A 24,436-nucleotide genomic window follows, 5' to 3' on the forward strand; every position below is an offset into this window, starting at 1 on the left:
GGCTGATACACGCGCACGGCGAAGGAGGCAAATCGCGCCTCGGCGACGACAGGGGTGAGCGCGCGTCAAATGCGTCAGAGCGCGCCGATTTCCTTGAGCTTCTTCAGCACTTGCGGATTGGGTTCGCCGGTTTGCGGCAGGCGGTAATGTTTTTCGAAGTGGCGGATCGCTGCGCGCGTCTGCTCTCCGGCAACGCCGTCGACCGCCACGTCCGCATAGGCGAGGTTGCTGAGACCCTTCTGGATGTTCAGCACCAATTCGCTCGACACCGGAATTTCCGCACGCGGAACGAAGGTGCTTTCCTTTTCGGCCGAGCGGATGGCTGCAGCGACCGGATCAATCTCCACGCCGCCGCCCTTGGCTTCCGAAAGCGGCCGTCCAGCCGGAACCGCGGCAACCTTTTCAGCCGGTGCAGATCTCAAGACCTGGAGCAGCTCGACACTCGCCGCGCCGGTCCCCGTGCGGCCCGCCCGCTCCTCGAAGCGGAGGATTGCCGCAGCCGTCCGCGGGCCGCTCCGTCCGTCCGGAGCGCCGTCATAAAGGCCGATGCGGCCCAGTTCCTTCTGGATCTCCGAGACAAGCTTCGACTGCGCCGGATCCGGCACGCTCGCCACCCGTTCGGGCGACGGCTTTTCCGACTGCGGATCCGCGGATGCAGCCGCGATCACATCCTCGACGTTTTCAGCTTTTGCCTCACCCTCGCGCTCGATGACGAAGGTGGTTACCTTTCGCGGCTCGATCTCCTCGCCCTTGGCGATCGCGATGCGCTGCGCCGTTTCGGCGCTGACAAGCGGAACGCGGGTGCGCAGAAGCGGCGACGGGTGCGTGCCGTGCTGATACCACATGGCATTGGCAGCAACGAAAGAGAACACGACGAGAAAGGCGGCCGAGCCGCCGGACACCAGCGGATGGCGCGCCATCAGACGACCGGCAAGCCCAGCACCCCGTCCGGCAAGGACCAGCCCGCGCACGGCCAGGCCGGGCGTTTGCCGCGCGGCCTTCTTCCGTTCAGGCTGTTTTCGCTTGCGCGGCGCCATATCCCCGTTCCTCGTTCAAACTTTTCCCCTCGAACCGCCCCCCTTCGGCGGCCGGGGCGACATCACAATCCTTCAGGCGCGGCGGAAACTCCACCGTCACCGGCGCACGTGCTTCTTCCTGCTCCGCGCAGGCGATACCGGAGCCATCGCGCGGCAGCGTGACGACGATAACGGTCCCCTCGCCCTCGCGGCTGCGGATGGAAAGCTCTCCGCCGTGCAGCGCAACCAGGCCCTTGACCAGCGAGAGGCCAAGGCCGGTGCCTTCGTAGCGGCGAGTATAGTCGTTCTGGATCTGGACGAAAGGTTGACCAAGCAGCGCCAGCTTGTCGGCCGCAATGCCGATGCCGGTATCGCTGACGGAAAGCTTCAGCATCGCCCCGTCTGCCTCGGCGTCGATCGTGACGACGCCGCCCTGATCGGTGAACTTGACGGCGTTGCCGACCAGATTGATGAGGATCTGCTGGAAGGCGCGCTGGTCCGCGTTGATCTCGCCGATGCCGCGGGTGATGCGGCTTGCGAGCTTGACGCCCTTTTCCGTGGCCTGGTGCGACAGCATCGCCTCGCAGGCGGAAACCGCCTCGGCGACACCGAAGGGCTCGGGCATCAGCTCGTAGCGACCGGCCTCGATCTTGCTCATGTCGAGCATGGTGTTGACGACGGAAAGCAGGTGCTCGCCGGACTTGTGGATCAGGCCCACATATTCGCGCTGGCGATCGTTCTCGAGCTTGCCGAAATACTCGCCTGCAAGCACGTCCGAAAAGCCGAGGATGGCGTTGAGTGGCGTGCGCAGTTCGTGGCTGACGGCGGCCAGGAACCGCGTCTTGGCATCGTTTGCCGATACCGCCTCAGCGGTTCTCGCTGCAGCTTCGGCACGCAGGCCCGCTTCCTGCGAGACATCGCGCGACTGGGCGAGGATCGCGACCAGGCGACCATTGTCGTCGCGCAGCGGCGCCAGCTCGCAGGACATGTAGACGAACTGTTCGCCCTCGATCGGCAACGTGCGCCGCTCGATGCGGATGTCGACCGTCGCCCGGTCGCCGCCCTGGCGAAGGATGTCGATCGCGCTCAGGAAGGTGATGCGATCGGAAACGTGGATCTGCTCGATGAAACCGCGTCCTGCCGGATCGCGCATCAGGGTCAGATGCTCGGCCGCGTCGCGGCCATGGACGGAAAGCACGTTGCCGCGCAGATCGTGCACGGTCACCAGGCCCGCAAAGAGGTCGTAGGCGGCAGAGAGGTCCGGCACGACGGGATCCGATACGGCGGCCACCTCTTCCGGCACGCGGCCGCGAACAATCGCGCCAGCGGCCGCAAGCAGCGAGGCCGAGGCCCAAAGGGCGGTGCCCAGAGGGAGGGCCAAAGACACGGGCATGGCGAGCGACAGGGCAAGCGGCACCACCGGCAGAGCTGTCAAGGAAACAGCCGCGAGAGTACGCAGGCGCTTCGCATGGCAAAGATCGGCCGGCGAAGACGCTTCACGACGGGGAAGCCACAGGGCCGCGACCTCGTCCACACGGGACGTCCATCTGCCAGCCATGTTACGCAATACGCTCACGCTTTACCCTGCTACATTTGTTGTTCTTGCGAGACCGACACTCTGTGTTTTCACGACCCTTTGGATCGAGACTCAAGCCGCCTCGTGACATGTCGGAATCTCGCATCCCCGGCTTAATGAAAGAATAAACGCGGCCGTGCCGGAACCGTGCGAAACGGTCGAAAAATCCCGTTTTGAGCCAAATCGGGCGACCTTCATTTCTTGTGGTTAATGGGGCGTAAGCAGCGGATTTCTGTGCATTTTCTGCACTGTGTTAACGATTGTGGCGCGGGTTTTGCGGTGCGATTCCCGCTGCCTTCGGGGTTGCCGCGCGCGGCTCTGCCACGAACCTTAACGGCAAACGCTAAAATGCGACACAAATGCCCCCCGCAAATCGCCGGGCACCGGCATTTCATTAAAATTTGAAGCAAATGCCGCTCGATTTCGAAAAGCCGTCTTGTGATTCCCACCGTAATGTCGATCTCAACAAAGGGCCGGGCACCAAGAGAACGCCGGCAGGCTCCTAAGGTTTAAAGGGTGGCGTGAACGGGTATCAGGGGATACCACGGCGCTGCGGGATGCCGAAGGTGCAAAAGCCGGCTACAAGACTGGCGGGCCGCGGCAGCCGAACGAAGGATGGGCAGAACATGTGGTTTCTCATCAAGGCGACATTCTGGTTTTCGCTGGTGCTGGTGTTGCTGCCATTCCTCGACCCTTCGAGCGCGCAGAAACTCGAACACGCCCCGAAAGTAGAACTGGGCGACACCTTCTCCGCTGCCAATGAGGCGTTCCAGTACATAAGCGCCATCTGCATCCAGAAGCCGGATGTCTGCGAGAAGGGTGCCGAAACCTTCGTTGCCCTGGGCCACCGGGCGCGCGAAGGCGCCCGCATCGCCTACGAATTCCTCGATACCCAGTTTGCCGAAACCGATGCAACGACGCCGGATGCCAAGGTGACGACCGGTACGGTCACGCCGGCTGCCGACATGGTAACTCCGGCGACCGAGGTCAGCACCATCGACGCCGAACCCGTCTTCAAGCGCACCCCGGTTCCGGAAAAGCGCCTCGACCCCAAGGCTGCCGTTATCCAGTAACAGCACCCCTTCCGCACATTTCTGACTTACTGCCTGACTTGCCGTCCTGTTGCGGCCGCCGCGAGGAACCCATCCCCTCGCGGCGTTTTCTTTTTTGCGCCCGCAACCGCTGATTTTCTCGCCGCACAGCCACACGCAAGCCCTGCCTGCTTAGGTCCGCCGCACCGACAGGCGGAGGCAGACAATGCAGATTTATGGGCTTTTCTCGAACGCCAGCGTGACACGCCCGGCAACGTCCGGCGCCGCCACCGGCACAGTTGGCGAAGGCAAGAGCCCTGCTTCAACCGCCCTGCTTCTTGGCCGCGACGACGAAAGTGCCGCGAACCGCGCTGCTGCCGCCAAAAAGAAGCTCGACGAGGTCAAGGAGCAGCTCCGCATGCTGCGGTTCTTCGCATCGGACCCGGAAACACTTGCAAGGCTTGCCAAGCAGCTTTCACAACAGCTCGGCACGGCCGCCCAGCAGCTGGCCGGCGCCGGCGGCGGGGGAGCTGTCAGCGGCGTCTCATCCGCCGCGGCTGCGGCCTCCACGGCAGCCACCGCGCTTGCCGATACCGGTAGCGGGCAAGCGGAAGCGTCCGGCGCGCAAGCCGATGCCGCCGCGGCTGACAGTGAGGCTGAGCCCTCATCGGGACCGGCAAGCTTTGCCGAACGCGCCTATCGCGAATTCGGCGGCGATGACGACGGCTCCGACGCCGTGGCGAAGGTGGCAGCCGAACTCAAATCCGTTGCCGAACAGGTGAAGCAACTGCTGCGCAAGGCGGAGCAGGAATTGCGCGCCAAGGGATCCGGCCGTGATGCGGATGAGGCCCGCACTGCCGGCCAGGCGCTTTCGGCCGCCACCGGCAATATCGAGGGCGCTGGCGGCAACGCGACCGTTTCAATCAGTATCCCGACAAGCATCTCGGTCTGACCGGGAGATAGGTACTCCGCGCCGCCGCACATTTGCCGGTTCTCAATGGCTCTGCCATCGCCTATATGAAGGCTGAAAGCCCGAGCGCCTGACGGCGGCGGGCAAGAACAGGGATGAAAGTGTTCGCGGCAAGGGCCGGCGAGCTTATAATCACCCGACGAATGGACCGGACCATGACGACGCTCGACCAGATCATCGACGATTTCGCCTTTCTTGAAGAATGGGAGGATCGCTATCGCTTTGTGATCGAGCTCGGCAAGGCGTTGCCGGAGATGCCTGAAGCCAAGCGCACGCAGGAAAACAAGGTTCAGGGCTGCGCCAGCCAGGTCTGGCTCGTCACCAATGCGGCCGGAGATCCCGAGGATCCCGTCCTCAACTTCGAAGGCGAGTCCGACGCCCATATCGTACGCGGGCTGGTCGCCATCGTGCTGGCCATCTACTCCGGCAAGCATGCCTCCGAAATCGCCAGGATCGACGCGATCGACACCTTCGGCAAGATCGGCCTGATCGAACACCTTTCGACCCAGCGCGCCAACGGCCTGCGCTCGATGATCCGCCGCATCAAGAACGAGGCGGAGCTTCGCCTGGCGGCTTGAGCAGAGTGCCGGCCGGACGCGCAATCTTTCCATCCCATGCAAACACAAAGGCCGGACACTTTGGTCCGGCCTTTGTGAAACATGCCCATATCCGTCATGCGCCGGGCAGTTGGGCCCGCGGGACGACTGGTCTTACTTGCCGCGACGCTTGCGGCGCTGGCCGAGGCCCATTTCCTTGGCGAGGCGCGAGCGTGCTTCCGCATAGGCGGGCGCGACCATCGGGTAATCGGTCGGCAGGTCCCACTTCTCGCGGTATTCTTCCGGCGACAGATTGTGGTGGGTCATCAGGTGGCGCTTCAGCGACTTGAAGGTGCCGCCGCATTCGAGGCAGGTGATCTGGTCGTCCTGAACGGACTTGCGAACCGATACGGCCGGCTTCGGCTTTTCGACGGGAATGACGACCGGCGCGGGAGCCGCCGTGTTGTTCAGCGCCGAATGCACATCTGCGATCAGCGTGGGAAGCTCGGCGACCGGAACCACATGATTGCTGACGTAGGCGGCAACGATTTCCGCCGTCAGCTCAACCAGAAGTTCATGGCTCGCGCCAAGCGCTGTTTCAGTCATTTCTTTCTCCTATCGGACTTAAGCACAACCCGAAACGGCGTTTCGGGGGAGGAACGCTTGCAAGAGCCGTCAGGAAGCCTTGGCTGCCTTGGGATGGACCATCAACGCGGCAAGGAGAAACACCGGCCGCGATATCAAGAGCTGGAACTTGATTACAAAACCTGCTGCCGAGTCACCGGTGACGACCGAACTCTCAAAGCAACGATCAACATTCACAACTCAAGCTGGAATTTCAGATCAAAGTATTTTCCACGACGACACTTTACATTTACTCGATTAACATCGATGCGCGAAATGTCCAAACATAAATTTAGCGGCACTTAGCAAGTTTATCTCCAAATTGCTAAAATGGCCACACTCGATCGTAATGTTCTGAAATACAGTTTCAGAACTGTCGTCGATCAGTCGCGACGCGGCTCTTCCTTTTGCGGAAGCTGATCTATGACAGACAGCTTAGTCAGCCTGTAACCTGCCTGATGTGCGGCTTTTGCCAAGAGATGAGCCGAGATCGGCGCAGTCAGAACGAAGAAAAAGAAGCCTGCAAGCGCGCGAATCAAAATAGCCGGATCGAGAGAATGCACGCCCGCGGCCAGAAGCAACAGGCCCGATCCGATCGTGCCGGCCTTGGAGGCCGCATGCATGCGCGTATAGAGATCGGGGAAACGGACGATGCCGATCGCCGCCAGCAGCGAAAAGATCGCACCACCGACCAACAGAACGGCGACCAGCAGGGTAACGGCCATATCGAGCACCGGGCTCATCGGCGTCCTCCCTTGCGTTTGCGCTGCGTCGATTTGCCCCTTGGCGCGGACCCGCCTTTGGCCTGCGGCACGCGTCCGTCGGCGACGGCTTTCTCGGGCGAGAGGCCGCGCGCCAGCACGAAGCGAGCAAAAGCAACCGTCGCCAGGAAGCCGACAAGACCGAGCGCGATGGCAATGTCGATGTAGAGGTTGAAGCCGGTGCGGATGGCAACGACGGCAATGAGGCCGATGGCGATCGCGACCAGCATATCGAGGCCAAGCACCCGGTCAGGCAGCGTCGGGCCGCGAATGATGCGCCAGACCGTCACCAGAAGAGCGATGGACAGCACGACAAGCGCAAAACCCGTGGCAAGGGATTCTATCTGATCGGCCAGGGTCATTCGAAGGCCTCCTTGATCCGGCGCTCGAAGCCATTGGCGATATCGCGCCTGAGGCCACCCGGATCGGCGCAGTCGAGCGCATGGACATAGAGCGTCTTGCGATCGTCGGAGACGTCGACCGACAGCGTTCCCGGCGTCAGCGTGATGAGATTGGCCAGCAGCGCGATTTCGAAGTCGCTCTTGACCGTCAGCGGATAGGCGAAGATGCCGGGCTTCAGCACCATCTTCGGCTGGATGACCAACAAGGCGACCTTGGTCGCCGAGATCGCCAGTTCCTTGAAGAACAGCGCGGTCAGCAGGAAGAGCTTGATCGGGCGCACCGGGTAGGCAACGGGCTCAAGCTCGCGCCGGATGAGAAAGAGCGACAACGCTCCGACGGCAAAACCGAGGATCAGGTTGGCAGGCGAGAAGCTGGCGCTGATCGCGCCCCAGATCGCCGTGAACACGAGATTGATGGTCAGGAACTTGGTCACGGGGCACCTCCCGGGAAGACCGAGTTCAGGTAGGCCGACGGTTCGGAAAGGCCCGCGGCAGCATTCTGAACCATGGATAGCAGTGGCTCGGGATAAAGGCCGATGGCGAGCGCCAGCACAGTCAAGGCGGTGAGCGGCAATAGTGCCGCCGGCGCGATCGTCGCGGATGCAGAGGCGCCCTCACTGGACCCCGCATCGCGCCAATAGGCGAGCAGGAAGAAGCGACCGGTGACGATGGTCGTGAGGAAGCCGGTCAGAAGCAGCACGGCTGCCAGCCACCAAGCGCCGATATCGAGCGCCGCCTTGACCAGCATGACCTTCGGCCAGAAGCCGGAGAACGGCGGCAAGCCGGACACGGCGAAGGCCAGCATGAGCGTCAGCGCGGCGAAACCGGCATGGCGGCGATAGAGGCCTGCCAGCGAAGTCAGCGAGAAGCTGCCGCCGAGCCTCGCTGCGACACCGGACGCGAGGTAAAGCGCGGTCATGACGAGCATCGAATGCAGCGCATAGAAGATCGCGCCGCCGATACCACCCGGGCCGCCGACGGCGACGCCGGCAAGGATCGAGCCGATGCCGGAGACGACGAGATAACCGAGCATGCGGCGGAAGTCCGACTGCGCCAGCGCACCAAGCACGCCGACGAGCATCGTCAGCGCGCCGGCAATGGCGATGACGAAGCTCAACTCCTCGCGCTCGACCGGCAGCAGCATGACGGTGACGCGGATGAGCGCGTAGATCCCGACCTTGGTGAGAAGGCCGGCAAACAGGGCCGACACCACCACGCGCGGCGTATGATAGGAGGCCGGCAACCAGAAATTCACCGGGAAGGCTGCGGCTTTCATGCCGAAGGCAAGCAGGAACAGCGCCGTCAGCGTCATCAGCGGCGCAGTGCCCGCGAGCCCCTCAGCCTTGCGGGCGATGTCGGCCATGTTGAGCGTGCCGAAGCTTGCATAGAGATACCCTGTGGTGATCAGGAACAGGGTGGTCGCAACGAGGTTGAGGAAGCCGTACTTCACCGCACCGTCGATCTGCTCGCGTTCGGAGCCGAGCACGATCAGGCCGAAGGAAGAGATCAGCAGCACCTCGAACCAGACGTAGAGATTGAAGACATCGCCGGTCAGGAAGGCGCCGGACACCCCCGCCATCAGCAGCATCAGGAACGGATAGAAGCCGTAGCGCCGGCCGCTGTCGTTGATATCGGCAAGCGAATAGATGCCGCCTGCAAGCGCCACGACGGAGGCGGTGAGCGCAAAGAGCGCGCCGGTCAGGTCGACGGTGAAGGCAATGCCGAAGGGTGGCAGCCAGCGCCCCATCACCATCGTTACCGGTCCGCTTGCAAGCACATGGCGCAGAAGAAGCACATCGATGATGACGAGCCCGGCCAGTCCGGCAACGGCGACGTAGGGATGCCAATCGATCTTCCGGCGCAGCATTACGAGCAGCGCGCCGATTGCGAGGCACCAGGCAACCGGCAGGATCACCAGCCAGTCGGCAGACGCGACGGGCTCGAGCACGAGCGCGGCGGAGAGATCTGCGGGAGGAGAGGTTGTAGCGGCCATGGGTCGGTCAGTATCCAAGCGGCGGGGCCGGCTCGTCCTTCGGCTCGGCAACGCGCATCTCGTCGGTGTTGTCGGTTTGCAGCTCCTCGTAGGCCCGCCAGGCGAGAACCAGCAGGAACGCGAAGAAGGAGAAGGAGATGACGATCGCCGTCAGGATCAGCGCCTGCGGCAGGGCGTTGGCGGCGGGACCGACGAGCGCATTCTGATCGCCAGGGACGACCGGTGGCACGCCGCGGGTCAGCCGACCGCCGGTGAAGATCAAAAGGTTGACGGCATTGCCGAGGATGGCGACGCCAAGCAGCACCCGGATGATATACTTCGACAGGAGCAGATAGACGGCGACCGTGAAGAAGATGCCGACAAGCAGAGCGAACCAGGCTTCCATCACTCGCCTCCCCGCTCTTCGAGCGAAAGCGCAATCGAACTGATCGCGCCGACGACCACCAGATAGACGCCGCAATCGAACAGCATCACCGTCGAGAGCGGCACTTCCAGGCCGAACACCGAAGGATAGATCCACAGGCCGGTCATAAAGGGCACGCGGGCGGCGATAGAGACCAGGCCGGCGACCGTCGCGGCCAGGAGGCCCGCCCCGGCAATCGCCATCGGGTGGAAATAGATCGCACGACGCACCGTCTCGACGCCGCAGGCGATGCCGTAGATCGCCAGCGCCGACACCGCGATGAGGCCGCCGATGAAACCGCCGCCCGGCTCGTTATGGCCGCGCAACAGGACGAAGATCGAAAACAACACCATCAGGCTCGTCAGGAACGGCGCGACGGCGCGGAAAATCACCGACTTCATGCGCGCTCCTCCGCATCCGGATCGTTATCGGCGATACGCCGGAGCGAACCTGCCCTCAGGCGAACGAGCGACAGGATCGCAAGGCCCGTGACCATCACCACGGCGATCTCGCCGAGCGTGTCCGTGCCGCGGAAATCGACGATGATGACGTTCACCACATTGGCGCCGTGGGCGATCGACTTCGAATAGAGGTTGAAGAAGTCGGTGAGCGTCGTATCGAAGGGCACCCCCGTCACCTTCAGCAGCATCAGCCCGAAGCCGAGGCCGCAGGCGAGTGCGATGGCGAGATCCGGGATCTTCTGCGCAAGCGGACGATGGTCCGACGGCGAAAGCCGGAGCCGCGTCATCACCAGCGCAAGCACGACAACCGAAAGCGTCTCGATCATGAACTGGGTAAAGGCCAGATCCGGTGCGCCGTAGAGCAGGAAGATGACGGCGACGGCAAAGCCCTGGATGCCGAGCGAGACGATGGCGGTCAGCCGGTCGGCGGCAAGCACCACCGCGACGAGGCCGATGACCGCGATCGCCATGATCGCCAGTTCATGCAGCGGCACGTCTGCGGCAAAGAACGGCGCGCGCGGGAACTCGCCATAGGCGATCGGCACGACCAGGAGCACAAAGGCGACCAGGATGAAGGTCGCGGTCATGTAGACTTCGAGGCGCCCCGACTGCAGCCGTCGCGTCAGCGCGACGGAGAAACGGACGAGGCCGCGAATGAACTGGTCGAAGCCGCGATCCGGACCCCAGCCGATATCGGAAAGGATCGTCGCCATGAAAGCGCGCACGCGGTCGAGCTTCAGATAGAAGCCGATGCCGATTACGGCGGTCGCGATCGACATCATCAAGGGTAGGCCAACGTGAGGAAGGACCGATATCGTCACCGCCCGCGGCTCGCCGGCAACCGCCGACGCCATCGGCGTCGATACCAGTTCGTGCGTCAGCCCCGAAAGCAAGGCGGCGGAGAGCCCCTTGGCCGCGAGCAGCGCAGGGCCGAGCCAGAGCAGGATCGGCGCCTCGTGCGCCGCCTTCGGCGTCTCGACCTTGGCGCCGATGAACGGCTTCAGCGCGACTGCAAAGGCCACCGCGAACATCAGCGCGTTGCCGAGGATCGCGATTGCGGCAAAGACCAGGGAACGGCGATCAAAACCGGAGAGAGCGTAGTAGATCTCCTCCTTGGCGATGAAGCCGAAGAAGGGAAACAGCCCGCCCATCGAGAACGCCGCGGCAAGCGCGATGACGAAGGTGAGCGGCATGGCGGAGCGAAGGCCCCCGAGCCTCGTCACGTCGCGCGTGCCGGTCTCGTGATCGATGATGCCGGCGACCATGAACAGGGCGCCCTTGAACAGCGAATGGGCGACGAGGTAGAGCACCGCCGCTTCGATCGCGTGAGGCACGTCAAGCCCGATCAGCATGACCAGCAGGCCGAGCGACGCCATCGTCGTATAGGCGAGCATCAGCTTCAGATCGGTCTGGCGGCAGGCAAGAGCCGCGCCAATGACGAGCGTCGCACCCCCGAAGAGCGGCAGAAGGATCTGCCACTCGGGCGTGCCGCCGAGCACCGGGTTCAGCCGCATCAGCAAGTAGACGCCAGCCTTCACCATGGTCGCCGAGTGCAGATAGGCGGAGACGGGCGTCGGGGCTTCCATGGCGTTCGGCAGCCAGAAATGGAAGGGGAACTGCGCCGACTTGGTAAAAGCGCCACCGAGAACGAGAAGGAGTGCCGCCAGATAGAACGGGCTTTCGCGCATCTCCGGCCCGAAGGCCGACAGCAGCGAGAGCTGGGTGACGCCGCTGACGTTCCAGATGATCAGCAGTCCGGCGAGCAGGAACAGGCCCCCGCCCCCGGTCACGACCAGCGCCTGCAGAGCCGCGCGCCGCGCCGCCTCGCGCGAATGATCAAAACCGATCAGCAGGAACGAGGTGATCGAGGTCAGTTCCCAGAACACGAACAGCATCAGGAAGCTGTCGGAGACCACGAGCCCGAGCATCGAGCCCATGAACATCAGAATGAAGGAAAAGAACCGTCCCTGCTGCGGGTGGCCTTTCAGATAGCCGCCGGCATACAGCACAATCAGCATGCCGATGCCGGCAATCAGCAGGACGAATGTGAGCGACAGCCCGTCGATCAGCCAGGAAAAGCTGACATTGAACGAAGGTATCCAGGCATAACCGCCCGTAACCACCTCGCCCTTGGCCACTTCCGGCCAGAAACCGGCGAAGTGCAGAACGACGCCCAAGGGGAACAGCGCAAGCACCCAGGCCGCATTGTGACCGAGAAGGCGCGTCAGAAGCGGCGCGAGCAATGCCGCGACGAAAGGCAGTGCAAGGGCCAGAAATGTCAGGGCCGCAACATCCATCGTCCAGGCCTGCTCCTTTTAATTCATCGTATAATCGATCGAACCCCCGACATAAAAGAAGGGTGTTGGGGTCTCAAGCCTTATCCAGATAAAATCGGCGTTATGTGTCTGCCAGTTCGGCCGGACGAACCGAAGCGGAGCCCCTGCAATACCAGATTCGCGCGCTTTAGGCGGCGGCCGCCAACAACAATTAAAATGCTGTTAGCAACATCTTCATCGGGTGGCGGGGGATAGATCGAACATTCTGGAAACCGAACTGCAAGACGTGATAGTTGTATTTGCAGACACCCTCAATTCAGAATGAACAGACGCGACGACGACGCCGGCAGACCTTGCAACGGCTGAGACGCGGTTGCCGGTGCCGCAGTCGCTAGCGGCAGGCACGAAACAGAAGACCACACATCGAATGGGCGGGACCCGCTTGGAACGATCTCGCATAGTCGTCATCGCCAGTATCCTGGCTGCCCTCGGCGCGATCCTGCCGATGCTGGCAGCCTATTACCTTTCCTGGTCGATCGCCGTGCGTAGCGAGCAGGCACGGCTTGCCCGCCTCGCCGACTATGCCATCATGCGCGCCGACGCCGCGCTCGATGAGGCGTCGCGGGCGCTGAAGACAGCCGACCGGCTCGACCTTCCGCCATGCATGGCCACCCATATCGCGGCGCTGCGCTCGCTGGTCGTCAACACCACCGCCATCGAGGACATCGGCTATTTCGAGAACGGGCTGCTCAGATGCACCTCGTGGGGCTACCCGCCGCGCCGCCTCACCCGCGCACCACCGGCCGATTTCTTCGCAAGCAACGGCGTCGAGGTCATCCCGCGGATGTTTCCGACAATCAGCACCGGCGCGCCCATGACGGCGTTCCGGTACCGCTCCTATACGGTGCTGACCAACCCGGTCCGTTTCGTGGACGTGATCGCAGAGCCCGGCACCCGGCTTGCCGTCGCCACCAAAAACGGCGTGCTGGTCAGCACCCTCAACGATCCTGACCCGCAGCTCACGGAGCAGCTTGCCGATCTTCCGAAGACCGGCAGCAATGCCGACGACCTCTTTGCAACGTCACGGGACGCCAACTGGATCGCGGTTGCCACTGCGCCCAGCATCGCCATTCTCAGCGACATGGATCGGGAACGCCTGCTGCTCCTGCCGGGCGGGGCGCTGGTCGCGGCGCTGATGGTCGGGCTCGTCGTCTGGCTGTCCCGGCGTCGCCTGTCGCCGCTCGGCGAGCTATCGATTGCCGTGCATCGGCGCGAGTTCATCGTGCACTACCAGCCGCTGATCGAGCTCAAGACCGGCATCTGCGTCGGCGCGGAGGCTCTGGTGCGCTGGCGGCGGCCGGATGGGCAGATGGTCCGGCCGGATCTCTTCATCCCTCTTGCGGAGGAAAACGGGCTGATCGAGGAGATCACCGATCAGGTTCTCTATGCGACGATCGCCGAGCTGAAGAGCGTGCTCGTCGCCGACCGCTCGCTGCACATCGCCATCAACCTCGCCGCCGACGATCTGAAATCCGGGCGCATCCTTCCGGTGATCGAGACCGCGCTTCGAAACACCGGCATAATAGCGGAACAGATCTGGCTGGAGGCAACCGAACGCGGCTTCATGGACGTGAAATCCGCCCGGACGACGATCGAGGAAGCGCGCCGGCGCGGCCACTCGGTGGCCATCGACGACTTCGGCACCGGCTATTCGAGCCTGCAATACCTGCAGGAGCTTCCGCTCGATGCGCTGAAGATCGACAAGTCCTTCATCGACACGATCGGCACCGATTCGGCCACCAGCTCGATCACGCCCCATATCATCGACATCGCCAAATCGCTCGATCTCTACATCGTCGCCGAGGGGATCGAGCGGCAGGAACAGGCCGACTATCTCATCGAGCGGGGCGTGCAATACGGCCAGGGCTGGCTGTTTTCCAAGGCGCTGCCGGCGGCCGAGTTCATCGCCTTTTACAACGATAGCAAACGCAGGCTCGGCGCCGGGCCGGCGGTGATCCGCCGCGAAATCGCTTGAGGTCCGTCACGGAACGGGCGCTGGCGATGTTTGCGCGCGCGGTCGCGCATTCCTATATAGTCGCCGCAACGACAGGAGACTTTCATGACGACCGTAAAGACGCCGAAAGTGGTGAAAACCGATGCGGAGTGGCGGGCGCAGCTCTCGCCGGAGCAGTATCGCATCACGCGACAGCAGGGCACCGAGCGTCCGTTCACCGGTCCTTTCCTCAGCAACAAACAAACCGGCACCTACGAATGCGTCTGTTGCGGCCGGGCGCTGTTCCGCTCCGACACCAAGTTCGATTCCGGTTGCGGCTGGCCGAGCTACTTCGCCGCGATCGACGATCAGGCGATCCGCGAGATCGAGGACCGCTCCCACTTCATGGTGCGCACGGAAATCCGCTGCGCCGATTGCGACGCCCATCTCGGTCACGTCTTTCCCGACGGCCCGCCGCCGACGGGGCTGCGCTATTGCCTGAACGGCCATGCGATGACGTTTACCGAGGATTGACACCGGAGCCTGGAAGGAGTGGCATGGGGTGCTGTTCCGCCGGGAACCGCCCCGTGGCGCCAACCACGCTAGAAGTAATAGATCGAGCAAGCGAGAGGAGGTCCGCATGCTACGCATCCTGACTGCCCTCGCCTTGCTGCTCCCTTCCGCCCTGACGGCGTCGGCGGCAGAGGATTGGGTTCCCTACGCCAACGCCCGATTTGGCTATGTGCTCGACATTCCGCCCGGCTTCGAACTGCAGAGCGAGGGCGATAATGGCGATGGCGCGAGTTTTCATGCCAGCGACAACGGCGCGACCCTTTCGGTCTTCGGCAGCACGCTCATGGACGGTGACTTCGAGACCGACGTCAACGACCGCATGGGTTACGAGCGGGAGGGTGACTGGCGGATTTCCTATTCCCGCGTGACGGCGGCCTGGGCGAGTTTCTCGGGCGCGCGCGGTGACGAAGTGTTCTATACCCGCGCCATCGCGCTCTGTGACGGCAGCGCCGCCTATTTCCGCCTGCAGTACCGCAAGACCCGGCTCACCAGCTTCGACGGCGTGATTTCGCGCATGGCGGAGGCCTTGAGGCCTTCGGAAGGCTGTCAGCATCCACCGATCGCTGCGGCGGCCGGCGAAGCGCCGAACTGATCGCCCCTCAGGACGCGGCGCTGAAACAGGTCAGCACGGCCGAATAGTGCACCGCCGCCCCTGTCACGACGAAGCCGTGCCAGATGGCGTTCTGGAAACGCAGCTTTTCCCACACATGGAAGATCACGCCGGCGGAATAGATGATGCCGCCGATCAGGATCAGCACGAGCGTCGTTGCCGTCAGCGCCGACAGCAGCGGGCCGACGGCGAGCACGCCGCTCCAGCCCATGGCGAGATAGAGCAGGATCGCCAGCCGGTCGAAGCGCCCCGGAAAGAGGCACTTGATGGCGACGCCAAGACCGGCGATCGCCCAGATGCCGATCAGCATCACGAACAGGAACGGATCATCGAGGCCGCGCTGCAGGAACGGCGTATAGGTGGCGGCAATCAGCACGAAGATCGAGGAATGGTCGAAGCGGCGCAGGAACCACTTGGTGCGTGAAACCGGGTAGAGATTATAGAGAAAGGAGATCGAGAGGGTCGCAAGCAGCCCGGCGCCATAGACGGCCGCGGCGGCGAGCTGCCCGGTCGTGCTCCATAGCGTTGCGTAGAAGATCAGCGCGGTCACGCCAACCAAGGCAGCAGCCAGGCCGATGCCATGAACGATGCCGTCGGCAATCAGTTCCGAGCGGTCATAGTTCCATTTGACGCCTGCGAACTCCACGTATTCCCTCTCCCCGAGCCTTTTCTTCTCCAGCAGCGCGCATGCCCGTCGCACCACAACGTTTCCACCACACTGCCACAAGGCTTCGCCGCCGCAAAGAAGGAGCGGCGCGGCAAAAGCATCAACTTTTGCAACGCATTACAACAATGCCATAACAAATCTGCGAAGTTTGGAAGGAGGCTTGCCCAAGGCCACGGCGATGACCACATGAACGGCCGGAACACGCCGATCGGGAGGATCATCATGTCAGTCTTGCGCACCCCTCAGCCGGAGGAAGCGGCCGTGCTCAGCGACCTCTGCCTGCGATCGAAGGCTGTTTGGGGCTATGACGAGGCTTTTCTTGAAGCATGTCGACCGGCCTTGACGCTCACGGCCGACGACTGGACGGATTCGGACCTGCAGGTGGCCACGGACGGTGAACGCATCGTCGGCCTGGCGCAGGTCCGCGGGAGCGGCAACCACGTCGAACTCGACAAGCTGTTCATCGAACCGGAAGCACGGGCGGCAGGCATTGGCCGACGGCTTTTCGACTGGTGCGTCGCCGCGGCGCGCAGGCGGGGTGCAACGGTCATGACGATCGACGCGGACCCCGGTGCGGCCGACTTTTACCGCCGCATGGGGGCAGTCGATGACGGGGTCGTCGCGTCGAGCGTGATCCCCGGGCGGTTCCTGCCCCGGCTGAAAGTGGATTTGGGGAGCGGCACGACCGCCTGACGTCACCGCCCGCCGCGGGCGACCTCTGCGGCGCAGTCCTGACAGAGCGGGGCATGAGGCACGGCCTGCAGGCGCGCCGCCGAAATCGGCAGGCCGCAGCGCACGCAGGTTCCGAAGGTGCCGGCGGCGATCCGATCGAGCGCGGCGTCGATCCCGCGGATTTCCTCCTGGCCCGCAAGGCCAAGGCCTTCGAGCACCTCGTCCCCTTCCCGCTCGGTCACCCGGTCCGGGACATCAGCGTTCATCGGCTCATCGAGATCGTGCTCGATCTTGACCAGACGCCCCTGCAGCTCGGCCTTGCGGCGGGTCAGGCGGTCGTGAAAGTCGTCAAGCCCATGTTTGTCCATCTGAAGACTCCTTGGCGGTGGCGGCGCGAAGGTCACGCGCCGCATGCGCTCTTGTTGTTCGTGGCTTACCGGTCGACGAGAACGGCGCAGGGGCAATGGCTGACGACCCGGCTTGCCGTCGATCCGATGAAGTAGTCGATGAGGCCCGGCCGATGGGATGCGATGATGACGAGATCGGCGTTTTCTTCGCTGGCAAAGGCGTTGATGGTGCCGGCGGCCCCGCCGGTCCGGATTTCGATGCGGCCCTTGATCCCGTGCTTGGTTTTAAGCGCCTCGAGCGTCTTCAGCGCCTGCTTGCGGGATTCCTCGACCATTTCCAGCGGGAAGTCGACGATCATGTAGCCTTGCGCATAGGCGTTCAGGTCCTCGACGACGTTGAGCAGGATAATCTCGCCCCCTTCATCGATCAGCTTTTCGGCAATGCCAAGCACGGACTCGCCGTGTTCGAGCTGATCCATGGCAATCGGGACGATGATCTTCTTGTACATGCTGTACTCCTTCTGTTGCCCACGCGGATCGCCAGGCTGCTGCCACAGGCCAATCCCTCGTCTCAAGATTGCGCCTCGACGGCATCTTCGGCTTTGATTGAAATCAAATCGAAAGCGCTGCGCGCGCATGGCCCCACTCGAAATGAGGTAGGGCGACGACAATCACTGTCAACGCGCGTCGAACACAACATCAAGTGACTGACAGTCTTCCGTGAACGAACGAGGCGGCCCATATTCCGAGCAGTTTCGACGAAACTGAAACGGCGAACCGGCCGTAGCTTCGATGCCAAGGAGACCGATATGACCTCGCAGGAGACTTTCCACATGCCGACCGACCATGCGCTTGCCATGCCCGCGCACGTCGAGCATGCGCATCTGGTCGTCCAGGACCTGCCGGCCGTTTCCGCCTGGTATCAGAAGATCATGGGCCTGAGCCCGATTGAAGCCAGTAAGAGCGGCGAGACGCTCGGCGTCAATGGCCGCCCGCTGCTGACGCTGACGACCGAGGGTAACGCCGCGCGGGCACCGCGCAACGCGCCCGGCCTGTTCCACAACGCCTTTCTCGTGCCGAACCGCGAAGAACTCGGCCGCTGGCTCGCCCATATCGCACACAACAATGTCCGGCTGCAGGGCGCGTCCGACCACCTGGTCAGCGAGGCGATCTACCTCGCCGATCCGGAAGGCAACGGCATCGAAGTCTATCGCGACCGACCGCGGGCCGAATGGAGCTTCAAGGCCGACGGCACCGTCGGCATGGATACGCTGCCGCTCGATCTGCAGGCGCTCTACGACGAAGCGCCCAAGGACAATTGGGGCGGCATGGCGGACGGGACGGCCATCGGCCATATCCACCTGCAGGTTTCCGATATTCCTCAGGCCGACGCCTTCTTCCGCGACGTCCTGGGCCTGGGGCTGATGGCACGCTATCCCGGCGCGAGCTTCTTCGGCACGGGCAAGTACCACCATCACGTCGCCGCCAACATCTGGAACTCGCGGGGCGCGCCGAAACGTGAAGGCCACATGACAGGACTGTCGGACTACACGATCCAGTACAAGGAGCCGGCTGAACTCACGGCAGCGCTTGCGAAGCTCGAAGCGCTGGAAATCGCCGTCAGCCGCAACGGTAACGGCCACAGCCTCGTCGACCCCTGGGGCATCGGCCTCAAGCTCGTCGCCTGATCCTTTCTCCCGGCCACAGGCGCCTTGGCGCCCGTGGCAAACTTGCCGGCCGCAGCCGCCTCAGGCGCTGCGGTCGTATTTTTGCTGGGCTTGCAGCACGGCCTCTATGTTCTCTTCCGCCCAGCGCGTGAGCGCCGCGACCGTCGAGGTCAGCGTGCGGCCGAGCGGCGTGATCGCATATTCCACCGTCACCGGCACCGTCGCAAAGACGCTGCGGCTGACGAGCCCATCCCGCTCCAGCTTTTTCAGGGTCTGCGACAGCACCTTCTGCGAGACGCCGTCGATCTCGCGCTTCAACTGGTTGAAGCGCACCGGCTGTTCATCGAGCTTTCCGAGCACCAGCACGGCCCACTTGTCGGCAAGCCTGTCCAGCACCAGGCGGGTCGGACAGGTCTGGATATAGACGTCGTACTCCATCGGGCACCCCATCGCGGTTTCCGGGCGGAAACCATGTCACCAAAAACTGCCTCCTTTACAGCATTTTCCCGCACGAATATCTAGTATCCATTAGCAACATGGTTTCATTTGGATACTTAGGAGAAAACGATGGCAGGCAAGATTCTGATTCTCGGCTCGAACGGAACGATCGGCAGCAAGGTGGTACGGGGACTGGTCGCGCGTGGCGAGACGGTCAAGGCCGCGTCCCGCAAGGCGACAACCGTTGACGGCGCGGAAGCCGTCGCCTTCGACTACGAGGATGCCGCAACCTTTGGCCCGGCGCTCGAAGGCGTCGACCGTCTGTTCGTGCTGACGCCGGCGGGATATCTCGATCCGGTCGGGCTGGTCGGACCGATCATGACCACCGCTGCCGCGCGCGGCATCAAGGTTGTGCTGATGACCGTCATCGGCGTCGATGCGGACGACAAGATCCCCTATCGCCAGCTTGAGCTGCAGCTCGAGAAAAGCGGAGCGCCCTTCGTCATCCTGCGGCCGAACTGGTTTTCCGACAATTTCCAGAGCTACTGGATAGAAGGTATCCGCCACGGCGCGATCGCGGTTCCGGCGGCCGAAGGCAAGACGAGCTTCATCGACACCCGCGACATCGCGGAAAGCATCGTCGCAGCGCTGACGAGCGACACCTTCAACGGCCGCGCCTTCAACCTCACCGGGCCGGAAGCGCTGAGCTATGGCGAGGCGGCAGCGATCCTGTCGCGTGTGACCGGCAAGCCGGTCGCCTACACGCCGGTCGATGACGGGACCTTCGTCGGCATGCTGGTCGGCGCTGGCGTGCCCGAAGACTACGCCCGCTTCCTCGCCTCGATCTTCCATCCCGTGCGCGAAGGCTGGGTGGCAAACCCGACCGGCGATGTGAAGACGCTGACCGGCCACGCGCCGCGCAGCCTGGAAACCTACGCCAGGGACAATTCCGCGGCCCTCAAGGCCTGACCGGCCCCACACGATGGCCGCCCGTCCACACCCGGGCGGCCTGCGTCAACACGCCGCTGGATAGTTCGCCGACAACCGATCAATAAACTTGAGTATTATACTCACATATTTTAACCGCATGCCCAACCGGCCTCGCCCAAGGCCGCATACATGCGGAGTTAATAATATGAAAAATAAGAATTTTCTTGCGGCTGCCCTGGCAAGCAGCACACTTCTTTCGAGCCCCGCGCTGGCGGTGGATTTTCGTCCGCAGGCGGAAATCGAAGGCGGCTTCTTCAGCGGAGGGTCAGCTGCCGGCGGCGGCTTCTTCCTCCCCTTCGTACTCGATTCGGGCAATGCGATTTTCATCGATACACGCGGGACCATTGCCAATGACTCCGTCCGACAGGGCTCCATCGGTGCGGGCTATCGCTTCCGCGCCAACGACCAGTGGGTCATCGGCGGCTACGGCTATTACGACTATCTGAAGAGCGACTACGGCAATTCCTTCAGCCAGCTGTCCTTCGGTCTCGAGGCGCTCAGCGGCGACCTCGAAATGCGCAGCAACTTCTACCTGCCCCTGACCGGCGCCAAGACACTGAGCGCCTTCAATGCCGCCTATGTGCGCGACCACGTGCTCGTCTTCCAGGAAGGCAAGGAACGGGCGCGGCGCGGCATCGACGCCGAAATCGGCGGGCGCCTGCCTGTTTTCGCCGAAGACTCCAACGTTCAGCTGAAGGTTTTCGGCGGCAGCTACTGGTACGGCGGCCGCAACCTCGGCGACATGTTCGGCGCCAAGCTGCGTGCAGAGCTGACCTTTGCCGACCTGCCGGGTCTTTCAGAGGAATCGACCGTCTCGCTCGGCGTGACCGGCACCTATGACAACGAGGACAAGCTGAAGGGCGCCGTCATGGCACGGCTGCGCATCCCGTTCGGCGCGACCGGCTCGACCGCCGACGCCTTCGATCCGATGACCCAGCGTGTCGAACGCGCCACCCGCATCCGCACCCATGCCGGCGCCACCGGCGACGTCGAGGCCGCACAGCTTGCCGGCACCGGCCGTAACGCCGGCCGGGTCGTGACCGTTTCATCGGCCTCCGGCAATGCCTCCGACATCAACGCCCTGATCGGAGCTGCCGGCGCCGACGCGCTGATCCTTGCAGACGGCAACCTCGGTCTCGACCGGACACTCGCGCTCGGCAACGGCCAGACGCTCCTTGGCGGCGGCGGCGCAATCGCCGTTAACGGCGCGCGCAGCGGCGCGACCGCAACCTTCGTCAACCGGGGCGCAGCCACGACGATCACCGGTTACAACCCGGCCCAGGACGTCATTGCCATGGCGTCGGGCAGCACCATCTCGTCGCTTTCGGTCCGCGGCGGTCTTGCGGGTATTTCGGCGACCGACGCCAAGGGCGTTACCGTCGACAATGTCGATATTGCCGCGACCAACCACGACGGCATCCGCTTCACGCGGGTCGATGGCGCACTGGTCCAGAACAGCCGCATCCACGACCTCTACATCTGCGAAAACAACACGACCTGCGAATTCTCGATCTACAACCCCAACAAGGCACCCTATGCCGCCGTCAGCTCCGTCGGCAGCCGCAACGTAACGGTGCGCGATACTGTCATCGACAAGGTCACCTATGGGGTCTTTGCCGGCGGCGAGTTCAGGAAAGTCGGACGGACCGATTACGAACTGGTCACCGGCACGCAAAACGTCACGCTCGATAACGTGACGATCAGCAACTCCCGCCGCGAAGGCGTGCTGCTCGTCGCCGGCAAGGATGTCAGCCTCAACCGCGTGACGGTCGACAATGCCAAGCAGGACCGGGACATGGATCTCGTGGTGCTACAAGGCACCTCCAATGTCGCGATCAACGACATGCGGCTCTTTGGCGGCATCAACGGGCTGATGCTGGTATCGAGCCCGAACCTCGATGCGACGACCACCAACGTCAACGTCAAGGGACTGACCGTCGACGGCACCCGCAACGCCGGCATCTTCTTCAATCCGGTCTCGGGGATTTCGCTCGAGGACGTCAAGGTAACGAATGCCGGCACCTATGGCGCCTTCATCTACGGCAACGAGTTCGAATTCCTTGGAGGACCGGTGCGCGACATCGTGCTGAAGAACATGACCGTCGACAAGGCCGGGAAGGCCGGCCTCTACTTCTCGGGCCCGGCCGAAGACGTCACCGGCAATGTCAACGTCACCAACACGCCGAAGGATTGCACACTCGACAATGGTTGGTCGGCCGGCACGATCACCCAGTCGCCGGGCTCGGTTCTGACCGTCAACGGCGCCAAGCTCGACCAGGGCAACGCCGCGGCCCGTTGCCGCTGATAGCCCGAAGCCACGCCCGGGCGACCGGGCGTGGCTCTTTTTGCCGGTTTGCTTCGGTGCACTATGCCGGGCGGTGGCATTCGAAGGTGACAACATGGTCACCTTCCTTTGGAGCACGGCCGAAGGTGTAGTCGCCGGAAACGACGAGATCGACGAAGCCGGCCGCCTGTAGCGTCAGCGCCATTTCCTGAACGCCCCACCAGCGCATGGTGAAGAATTCAAGCTCGCTCGACGCCAGCCGACCCTCGTGCCAGAGGTCGTAGCGCAGGTGGGATACGGTCGTCTGACCGATGATGTCGGTCTTCACCCGCTGGCTGGTCAGGGTCAAAAGCTCGCCCGCCTCCGTCTGCCAGCTGCGCACATTCGGCTGCAGGTCCGCGACCATGTCGCCCGGGTAAAGATCGAAGATCAACCGACCACCCGGCGCCAGGTGATCGTAAAAGCGCTTCAATACGGCCGATGCCGCTGCATGATCGGCGATCAGCTGCAAGGAACCAGCGGGCACGACAATCGCCTCGAAGCGCTTGTCATAGCTGAAGGTCTCGAAGGTCTGGCGCGACAGGGCCGGCGCAAAGCCGCGGCTAGCACATTGGGCGAGGCAATAGTCGAGCATGTCCTGCGAAGCATCAAACCCGGAGACATCGAAACCGGCCTCCAGCAACGGGATCAGCGCTCGACCGTTGCCGACAGCCGGCTCCAGGATCGGCCCACGACAGCCGTCGAGCCTCTTCCGGTAATACTCGATGTCGCCGAAAGACTTTCCAATATATTTGTCTAAATTATAAACATGAGAGGCAAGTCTGCCATAGGTATTGTTCACGATACCTCAGCTCCCGATAAAACAAAGCAACGCTGCGCTTTATACGGGAGTATGCGACCAGGAGTTGTTGTTTGACGGCCACGCCTACGCTTTATCGTCGCCGCCCAAACGCGTCAGAAGCGCGCCGGCCGGATGAACTTGCCGTAGACCCAGCCCTCCTGCCAGTTTCCGTTGCGCTGCGGATCGTGCCAGATCTGGCACCAGGTGGCTCGCACGGCCTGGCGCTGGGCGGAAACCGACCAGCGAGCGATGCGCTTCAGATCGACGCCGTTCATGCAGCGGCCGGTCATCTGCAACTTCGTGCCGTTGGGATAGCCGGCGCGGATCGCCGAGGAGGAGGATGGCCAGGCCCGCGCGTTGAGCACGTCGTTCCAGTCGACCCCCGACACTTCCCAGGCGACGAACGTGCTTGCAGTGGCGGGAAGTGCAGCGGAGAGCGCCCCGGCCAGGATGGCCGCCGGCATCAGTTTGTTGAACATGCCCATCTCGATTGCCCCTTGGTCAGGCCGCCGGTTGTTGCGGCAGGAAACAGAATGCGGCCCCTCGCCTGAATTGCAACTGAATGGATTTCACGACGAGAGCGCCGCCCCTATCCGAGAACGACCTGGGCGAAGCCGCCCGTCCCGGCTTTCCGGGACGGGGCTTTGTCAGCCTGGCAGGCGGCAGACGACGCCGACCAGCCGCGCGACCACGGGGCGGACCATGAGCACGCAGAAAAAGGCGACGGGCATGGCAAGCGCGTAGGAACCGAGCACGCGGGCCGGGTAGCCGGCGTCAATGCCGGTGTTGGCGCCGACGATGACGCAGCACATCAGGAACGCCATGATCGCCGACATGAAGAAGGCAAAGGCAATGGGCGCCGCGCGCGACGGCAGCTTGCGGCTACGCGCGAGCCGCGGCGCCGATAGGGTGTCTTCCATCGGAAGTCTCCTGGTTTGATCGAGGGGACCACCCCCTCGTTTCTGGCCGCACTATACGGATCGAGTCTTCGCCAGGTAGGCCATTGCAGCCTTGTTCAGAAACAGGCAAAACCATCGAATAGATGTTTCTATTCGATGGATTGTATTATGGACACTTTGCGTGGCGTCGAGAGTTTCGTCAGGAGCGTCGAGGAAGGCAGCATCGCTGCTGCAGCGCGAAAGCTCGGGATTACGCCCGCTTCCGCGAGCCAGAACATCGCCCGCCTGGAACGAACGCTCGGCAGCCGGCTCTTGAGCCGCACCACGCGCCAGCTGGGCCTGACCGAGAGCGGGCGGATTTACTACGAGCGGGTGCGCGGCGTCGTACATGAGCTGGAGCTTGCCGC

The 24,436-nt window shown here is 63.2% G+C and carries 28 protein-coding genes; 11 read left to right on the forward strand and 17 right to left on the reverse strand.

All coding sequences use genetic code 11. From position 1 onward, the window contains the following. Positions 1 to 74: 74 nt before the first annotated feature. Both L981_RS20150 and L981_RS20155 read right to left on the reverse strand, forming a co-directional pair. Positions 75 to 1,037, reverse strand: coding sequence for a peptidoglycan-binding domain-containing protein (locus L981_RS20150; RefSeq protein ID WP_043620093.1), 963 nt, complete (start codon positions 1,035 to 1,037; stop codon positions 75 to 77). After that, positions 1,009 to 2,574, reverse strand: coding sequence for a HAMP domain-containing sensor histidine kinase (locus L981_RS20155; RefSeq protein WP_043620095.1), 1,566 nt, complete (start codon positions 2,572 to 2,574; stop codon positions 1,009 to 1,011). The genes L981_RS20150 and L981_RS20155 overlap by 29 nt, the downstream gene beginning before the upstream one ends. Positions 2,575 to 3,218: 644 nt before the next feature. Between L981_RS20155 and L981_RS20160 the strand changes: the two genes are divergently transcribed. The 3 genes from L981_RS20160 (at position 3,219) to L981_RS20170 (ending at position 5,171) form a co-directional block, all read left to right on the forward strand. Continuing rightward, a complete protein-coding gene (locus L981_RS20160; RefSeq protein ID WP_043620146.1) occupies positions 3,219 to 3,665 on the forward strand; it encodes a DUF5330 domain-containing protein in 447 nt (148 codons plus the stop codon). Between the two features lie 184 nt (positions 3,666 to 3,849). Then, positions 3,850 to 4,575 carry a hypothetical protein gene (locus L981_RS20165; protein WP_043620097.1) on the forward strand — a complete coding sequence of 242 codons (726 nt, stop codon included), beginning with the start codon at positions 3,850 to 3,852 and terminating at the stop codon, positions 4,573 to 4,575. Positions 4,576 to 4,748: 173 nt separating this feature from the next. Then, a complete protein-coding gene (locus L981_RS20170; protein ID WP_043620148.1) occupies positions 4,749 to 5,171 on the forward strand; it encodes a SufE family protein in 423 nt (140 codons plus the stop codon). Between the two features lie 132 nt (positions 5,172 to 5,303). Here the strand turns inward: L981_RS20170 and mucR are convergent, their stop codons facing one another. From mucR to L981_RS20210, 8 genes are all read right to left on the reverse strand, one after another. After that, a complete protein-coding gene (gene mucR, locus L981_RS20175) occupies positions 5,304 to 5,735 on the reverse strand; it encodes an exopolysaccharide biosynthesis transcriptional regulator MucR (RefSeq protein ID WP_043620098.1) in 432 nt (143 codons plus the stop codon). A 401-nt stretch (positions 5,736 to 6,136) separates the two neighbouring features. Further along, positions 6,137 to 6,478, reverse strand: a complete 342-nt coding sequence (gene mnhG / locus L981_RS20180) for a monovalent cation/H(+) antiporter subunit G (RefSeq protein ID WP_043620151.1) — start codon at positions 6,476 to 6,478, stop codon at positions 6,137 to 6,139. A 14-nt stretch (positions 6,479 to 6,492) separates the two neighbouring features. After that, complete coding sequence (locus L981_RS20185; protein WP_043620100.1) at positions 6,493 to 6,876, reverse strand: cation:proton antiporter; 384 nt, start codon at positions 6,874 to 6,876, stop codon at positions 6,493 to 6,495. Beyond that, positions 6,873 to 7,349: a Na+/H+ antiporter subunit E gene (locus tag L981_RS20190; RefSeq protein ID WP_043620102.1), complete on the reverse strand. Its 477-nt coding sequence runs from the start codon at positions 7,347 to 7,349 to the stop codon at positions 6,873 to 6,875. The genes L981_RS20185 and L981_RS20190 overlap by 4 nt, the downstream gene beginning before the upstream one ends. After that, positions 7,346 to 8,908 carry a Na+/H+ antiporter subunit D gene (locus L981_RS20195; RefSeq protein ID WP_043620104.1) on the reverse strand — a complete coding sequence of 521 codons (1,563 nt, stop codon included), beginning with the start codon at positions 8,906 to 8,908 and terminating at the stop codon, positions 7,346 to 7,348. Before L981_RS20195 ends, L981_RS20190 begins: the two co-directional genes overlap by 4 nt. Before the next feature lie 7 nt (positions 8,909 to 8,915). After that, complete coding sequence (locus L981_RS20200; protein WP_043620105.1) at positions 8,916 to 9,293, reverse strand: Na+/H+ antiporter subunit C; 378 nt, start codon at positions 9,291 to 9,293, stop codon at positions 8,916 to 8,918. Next, complete coding sequence (locus tag L981_RS20205) at positions 9,293 to 9,712, reverse strand: Na(+)/H(+) antiporter subunit B (protein ID WP_043620107.1); 420 nt, start codon at positions 9,710 to 9,712, stop codon at positions 9,293 to 9,295. Before L981_RS20205 ends, L981_RS20200 begins: the two co-directional genes overlap by 1 nt. Continuing rightward, a complete protein-coding gene (locus L981_RS20210; protein ID WP_043620109.1) occupies positions 9,709 to 12,069 on the reverse strand; it encodes a putative monovalent cation/H+ antiporter subunit A in 2,361 nt (786 codons plus the stop codon). The genes L981_RS20205 and L981_RS20210 overlap by 4 nt, the downstream gene beginning before the upstream one ends. 421 nt (positions 12,070 to 12,490) lie before the next feature. Here L981_RS20210 and L981_RS20215 point away from each other — a divergent pair, with 421 nt between their 5' ends. The 3 genes from L981_RS20215 (at position 12,491) to L981_RS20225 (ending at position 15,206) form a co-directional block, all read left to right on the forward strand. After that, positions 12,491 to 14,083 carry an EAL domain-containing protein gene (locus tag L981_RS20215; protein ID WP_052201900.1) on the forward strand — a complete coding sequence of 531 codons (1,593 nt, stop codon included), beginning with the start codon at positions 12,491 to 12,493 and terminating at the stop codon, positions 14,081 to 14,083. An 84-nt stretch (positions 14,084 to 14,167) separates the two neighbouring features. Then, positions 14,168 to 14,575, forward strand: coding sequence for a peptide-methionine (R)-S-oxide reductase MsrB (gene msrB, locus L981_RS20220; RefSeq protein ID WP_043620111.1), 408 nt, complete (start codon positions 14,168 to 14,170; stop codon positions 14,573 to 14,575). A 106-nt stretch (positions 14,576 to 14,681) separates the two neighbouring features. Then, positions 14,682 to 15,206 carry a hypothetical protein gene (locus L981_RS20225; RefSeq protein ID WP_052201899.1) on the forward strand — a complete coding sequence of 175 codons (525 nt, stop codon included), beginning with the start codon at positions 14,682 to 14,684 and terminating at the stop codon, positions 15,204 to 15,206. 7 nt (positions 15,207 to 15,213) lie between these two features. Here L981_RS20225 and L981_RS20230 read toward each other — a convergent pair whose 3' ends face one another. Continuing rightward, positions 15,214 to 15,870: a hemolysin III family protein gene (locus L981_RS20230; RefSeq protein ID WP_043620113.1), complete on the reverse strand. Its 657-nt coding sequence runs from the start codon at positions 15,868 to 15,870 to the stop codon at positions 15,214 to 15,216. Between L981_RS20230 and L981_RS35175 the strand changes: the two genes are divergently transcribed. Next, the gene (locus L981_RS35175; RefSeq protein ID WP_197067172.1) at positions 15,805 to 16,584 is read left to right on the forward strand and encodes a GNAT family N-acetyltransferase; all 780 of its coding nucleotides are present in this window, start codon (positions 15,805 to 15,807) and stop codon (positions 16,582 to 16,584) included. The genes L981_RS20230 and L981_RS35175 overlap by 66 nt on opposite strands. Positions 16,585 to 16,586: 2 nt before the next feature. On the opposite strand, the gene L981_RS20240 is transcribed toward L981_RS35175, so the two are convergent. Continuing rightward, the gene (locus L981_RS20240) at positions 16,587 to 16,931 is read right to left on the reverse strand and encodes a TraR/DksA C4-type zinc finger protein (protein WP_043620115.1); all 345 of its coding nucleotides are present in this window, start codon (positions 16,929 to 16,931) and stop codon (positions 16,587 to 16,589) included. 65 nt (positions 16,932 to 16,996) lie between these two features. Then, positions 16,997 to 17,419, reverse strand: coding sequence for a universal stress protein (locus tag L981_RS20245; protein ID WP_043620117.1), 423 nt, complete (start codon positions 17,417 to 17,419; stop codon positions 16,997 to 16,999). A 300-nt stretch (positions 17,420 to 17,719) separates the two neighbouring features. Between L981_RS20245 and L981_RS20250 the strand changes: the two genes are divergently transcribed. Beyond that, a complete protein-coding gene (locus tag L981_RS20250) occupies positions 17,720 to 18,598 on the forward strand; it encodes a VOC family protein (protein WP_043620119.1) in 879 nt (292 codons plus the stop codon). A gap of 60 nt (positions 18,599 to 18,658) precedes the next feature. On the opposite strand, the gene L981_RS20255 is transcribed toward L981_RS20250, so the two are convergent. After that, positions 18,659 to 19,027, reverse strand: a complete 369-nt coding sequence (locus L981_RS20255) for a winged helix-turn-helix transcriptional regulator (RefSeq protein WP_371258899.1) — start codon at positions 19,025 to 19,027, stop codon at positions 18,659 to 18,661. 117 nt (positions 19,028 to 19,144) lie between these two features. Here L981_RS20255 and L981_RS20260 point away from each other — a divergent pair, with 117 nt between their 5' ends. Next, positions 19,145 to 19,984: an SDR family oxidoreductase gene (locus L981_RS20260; RefSeq protein WP_043620123.1), complete on the forward strand. Its 840-nt coding sequence runs from the start codon at positions 19,145 to 19,147 to the stop codon at positions 19,982 to 19,984. 166 nt (positions 19,985 to 20,150) lie between these two features. Beyond that, entirely contained in the window at positions 20,151 to 22,310 is a 2,160-nt protein-coding gene (locus L981_RS20265) for an inverse autotransporter beta domain-containing protein (protein ID WP_043620125.1), read from the forward strand. Positions 22,311 to 22,371: 61 nt separating this feature from the next. Here the strand turns inward: L981_RS20265 and L981_RS20270 are convergent, their stop codons facing one another. From L981_RS20270 to L981_RS20280, 3 genes are all read right to left on the reverse strand, one after another. Further along, positions 22,372 to 23,130: a trans-aconitate 2-methyltransferase gene (locus L981_RS20270; protein WP_043620127.1), complete on the reverse strand. Its 759-nt coding sequence runs from the start codon at positions 23,128 to 23,130 to the stop codon at positions 22,372 to 22,374. A 113-nt stretch (positions 23,131 to 23,243) separates the two neighbouring features. Next, entirely contained in the window at positions 23,244 to 23,609 is a 366-nt protein-coding gene (locus L981_RS20275) for an SH3 domain-containing protein (protein WP_156134166.1), read from the reverse strand. A gap of 168 nt (positions 23,610 to 23,777) precedes the next feature. After that, a complete protein-coding gene (locus L981_RS20280) occupies positions 23,778 to 24,050 on the reverse strand; it encodes a DUF2798 domain-containing protein (RefSeq protein WP_043620131.1) in 273 nt (90 codons plus the stop codon). Between the two features lie 147 nt (positions 24,051 to 24,197). Between L981_RS20280 and L981_RS20285 the strand changes: the two genes are divergently transcribed. After that, positions 24,198 to 24,436: LysR family transcriptional regulator (locus L981_RS20285; protein ID WP_197067173.1), on the forward strand; the 239-nt coding region annotated here is incomplete at its 3' end.

Source organism: Ensifer sp. ZNC0028 (assembly GCF_000799055.1).
Taxonomy (GTDB): Bacteria; Pseudomonadota; Alphaproteobacteria; order Rhizobiales; family Rhizobiaceae; genus Ensifer.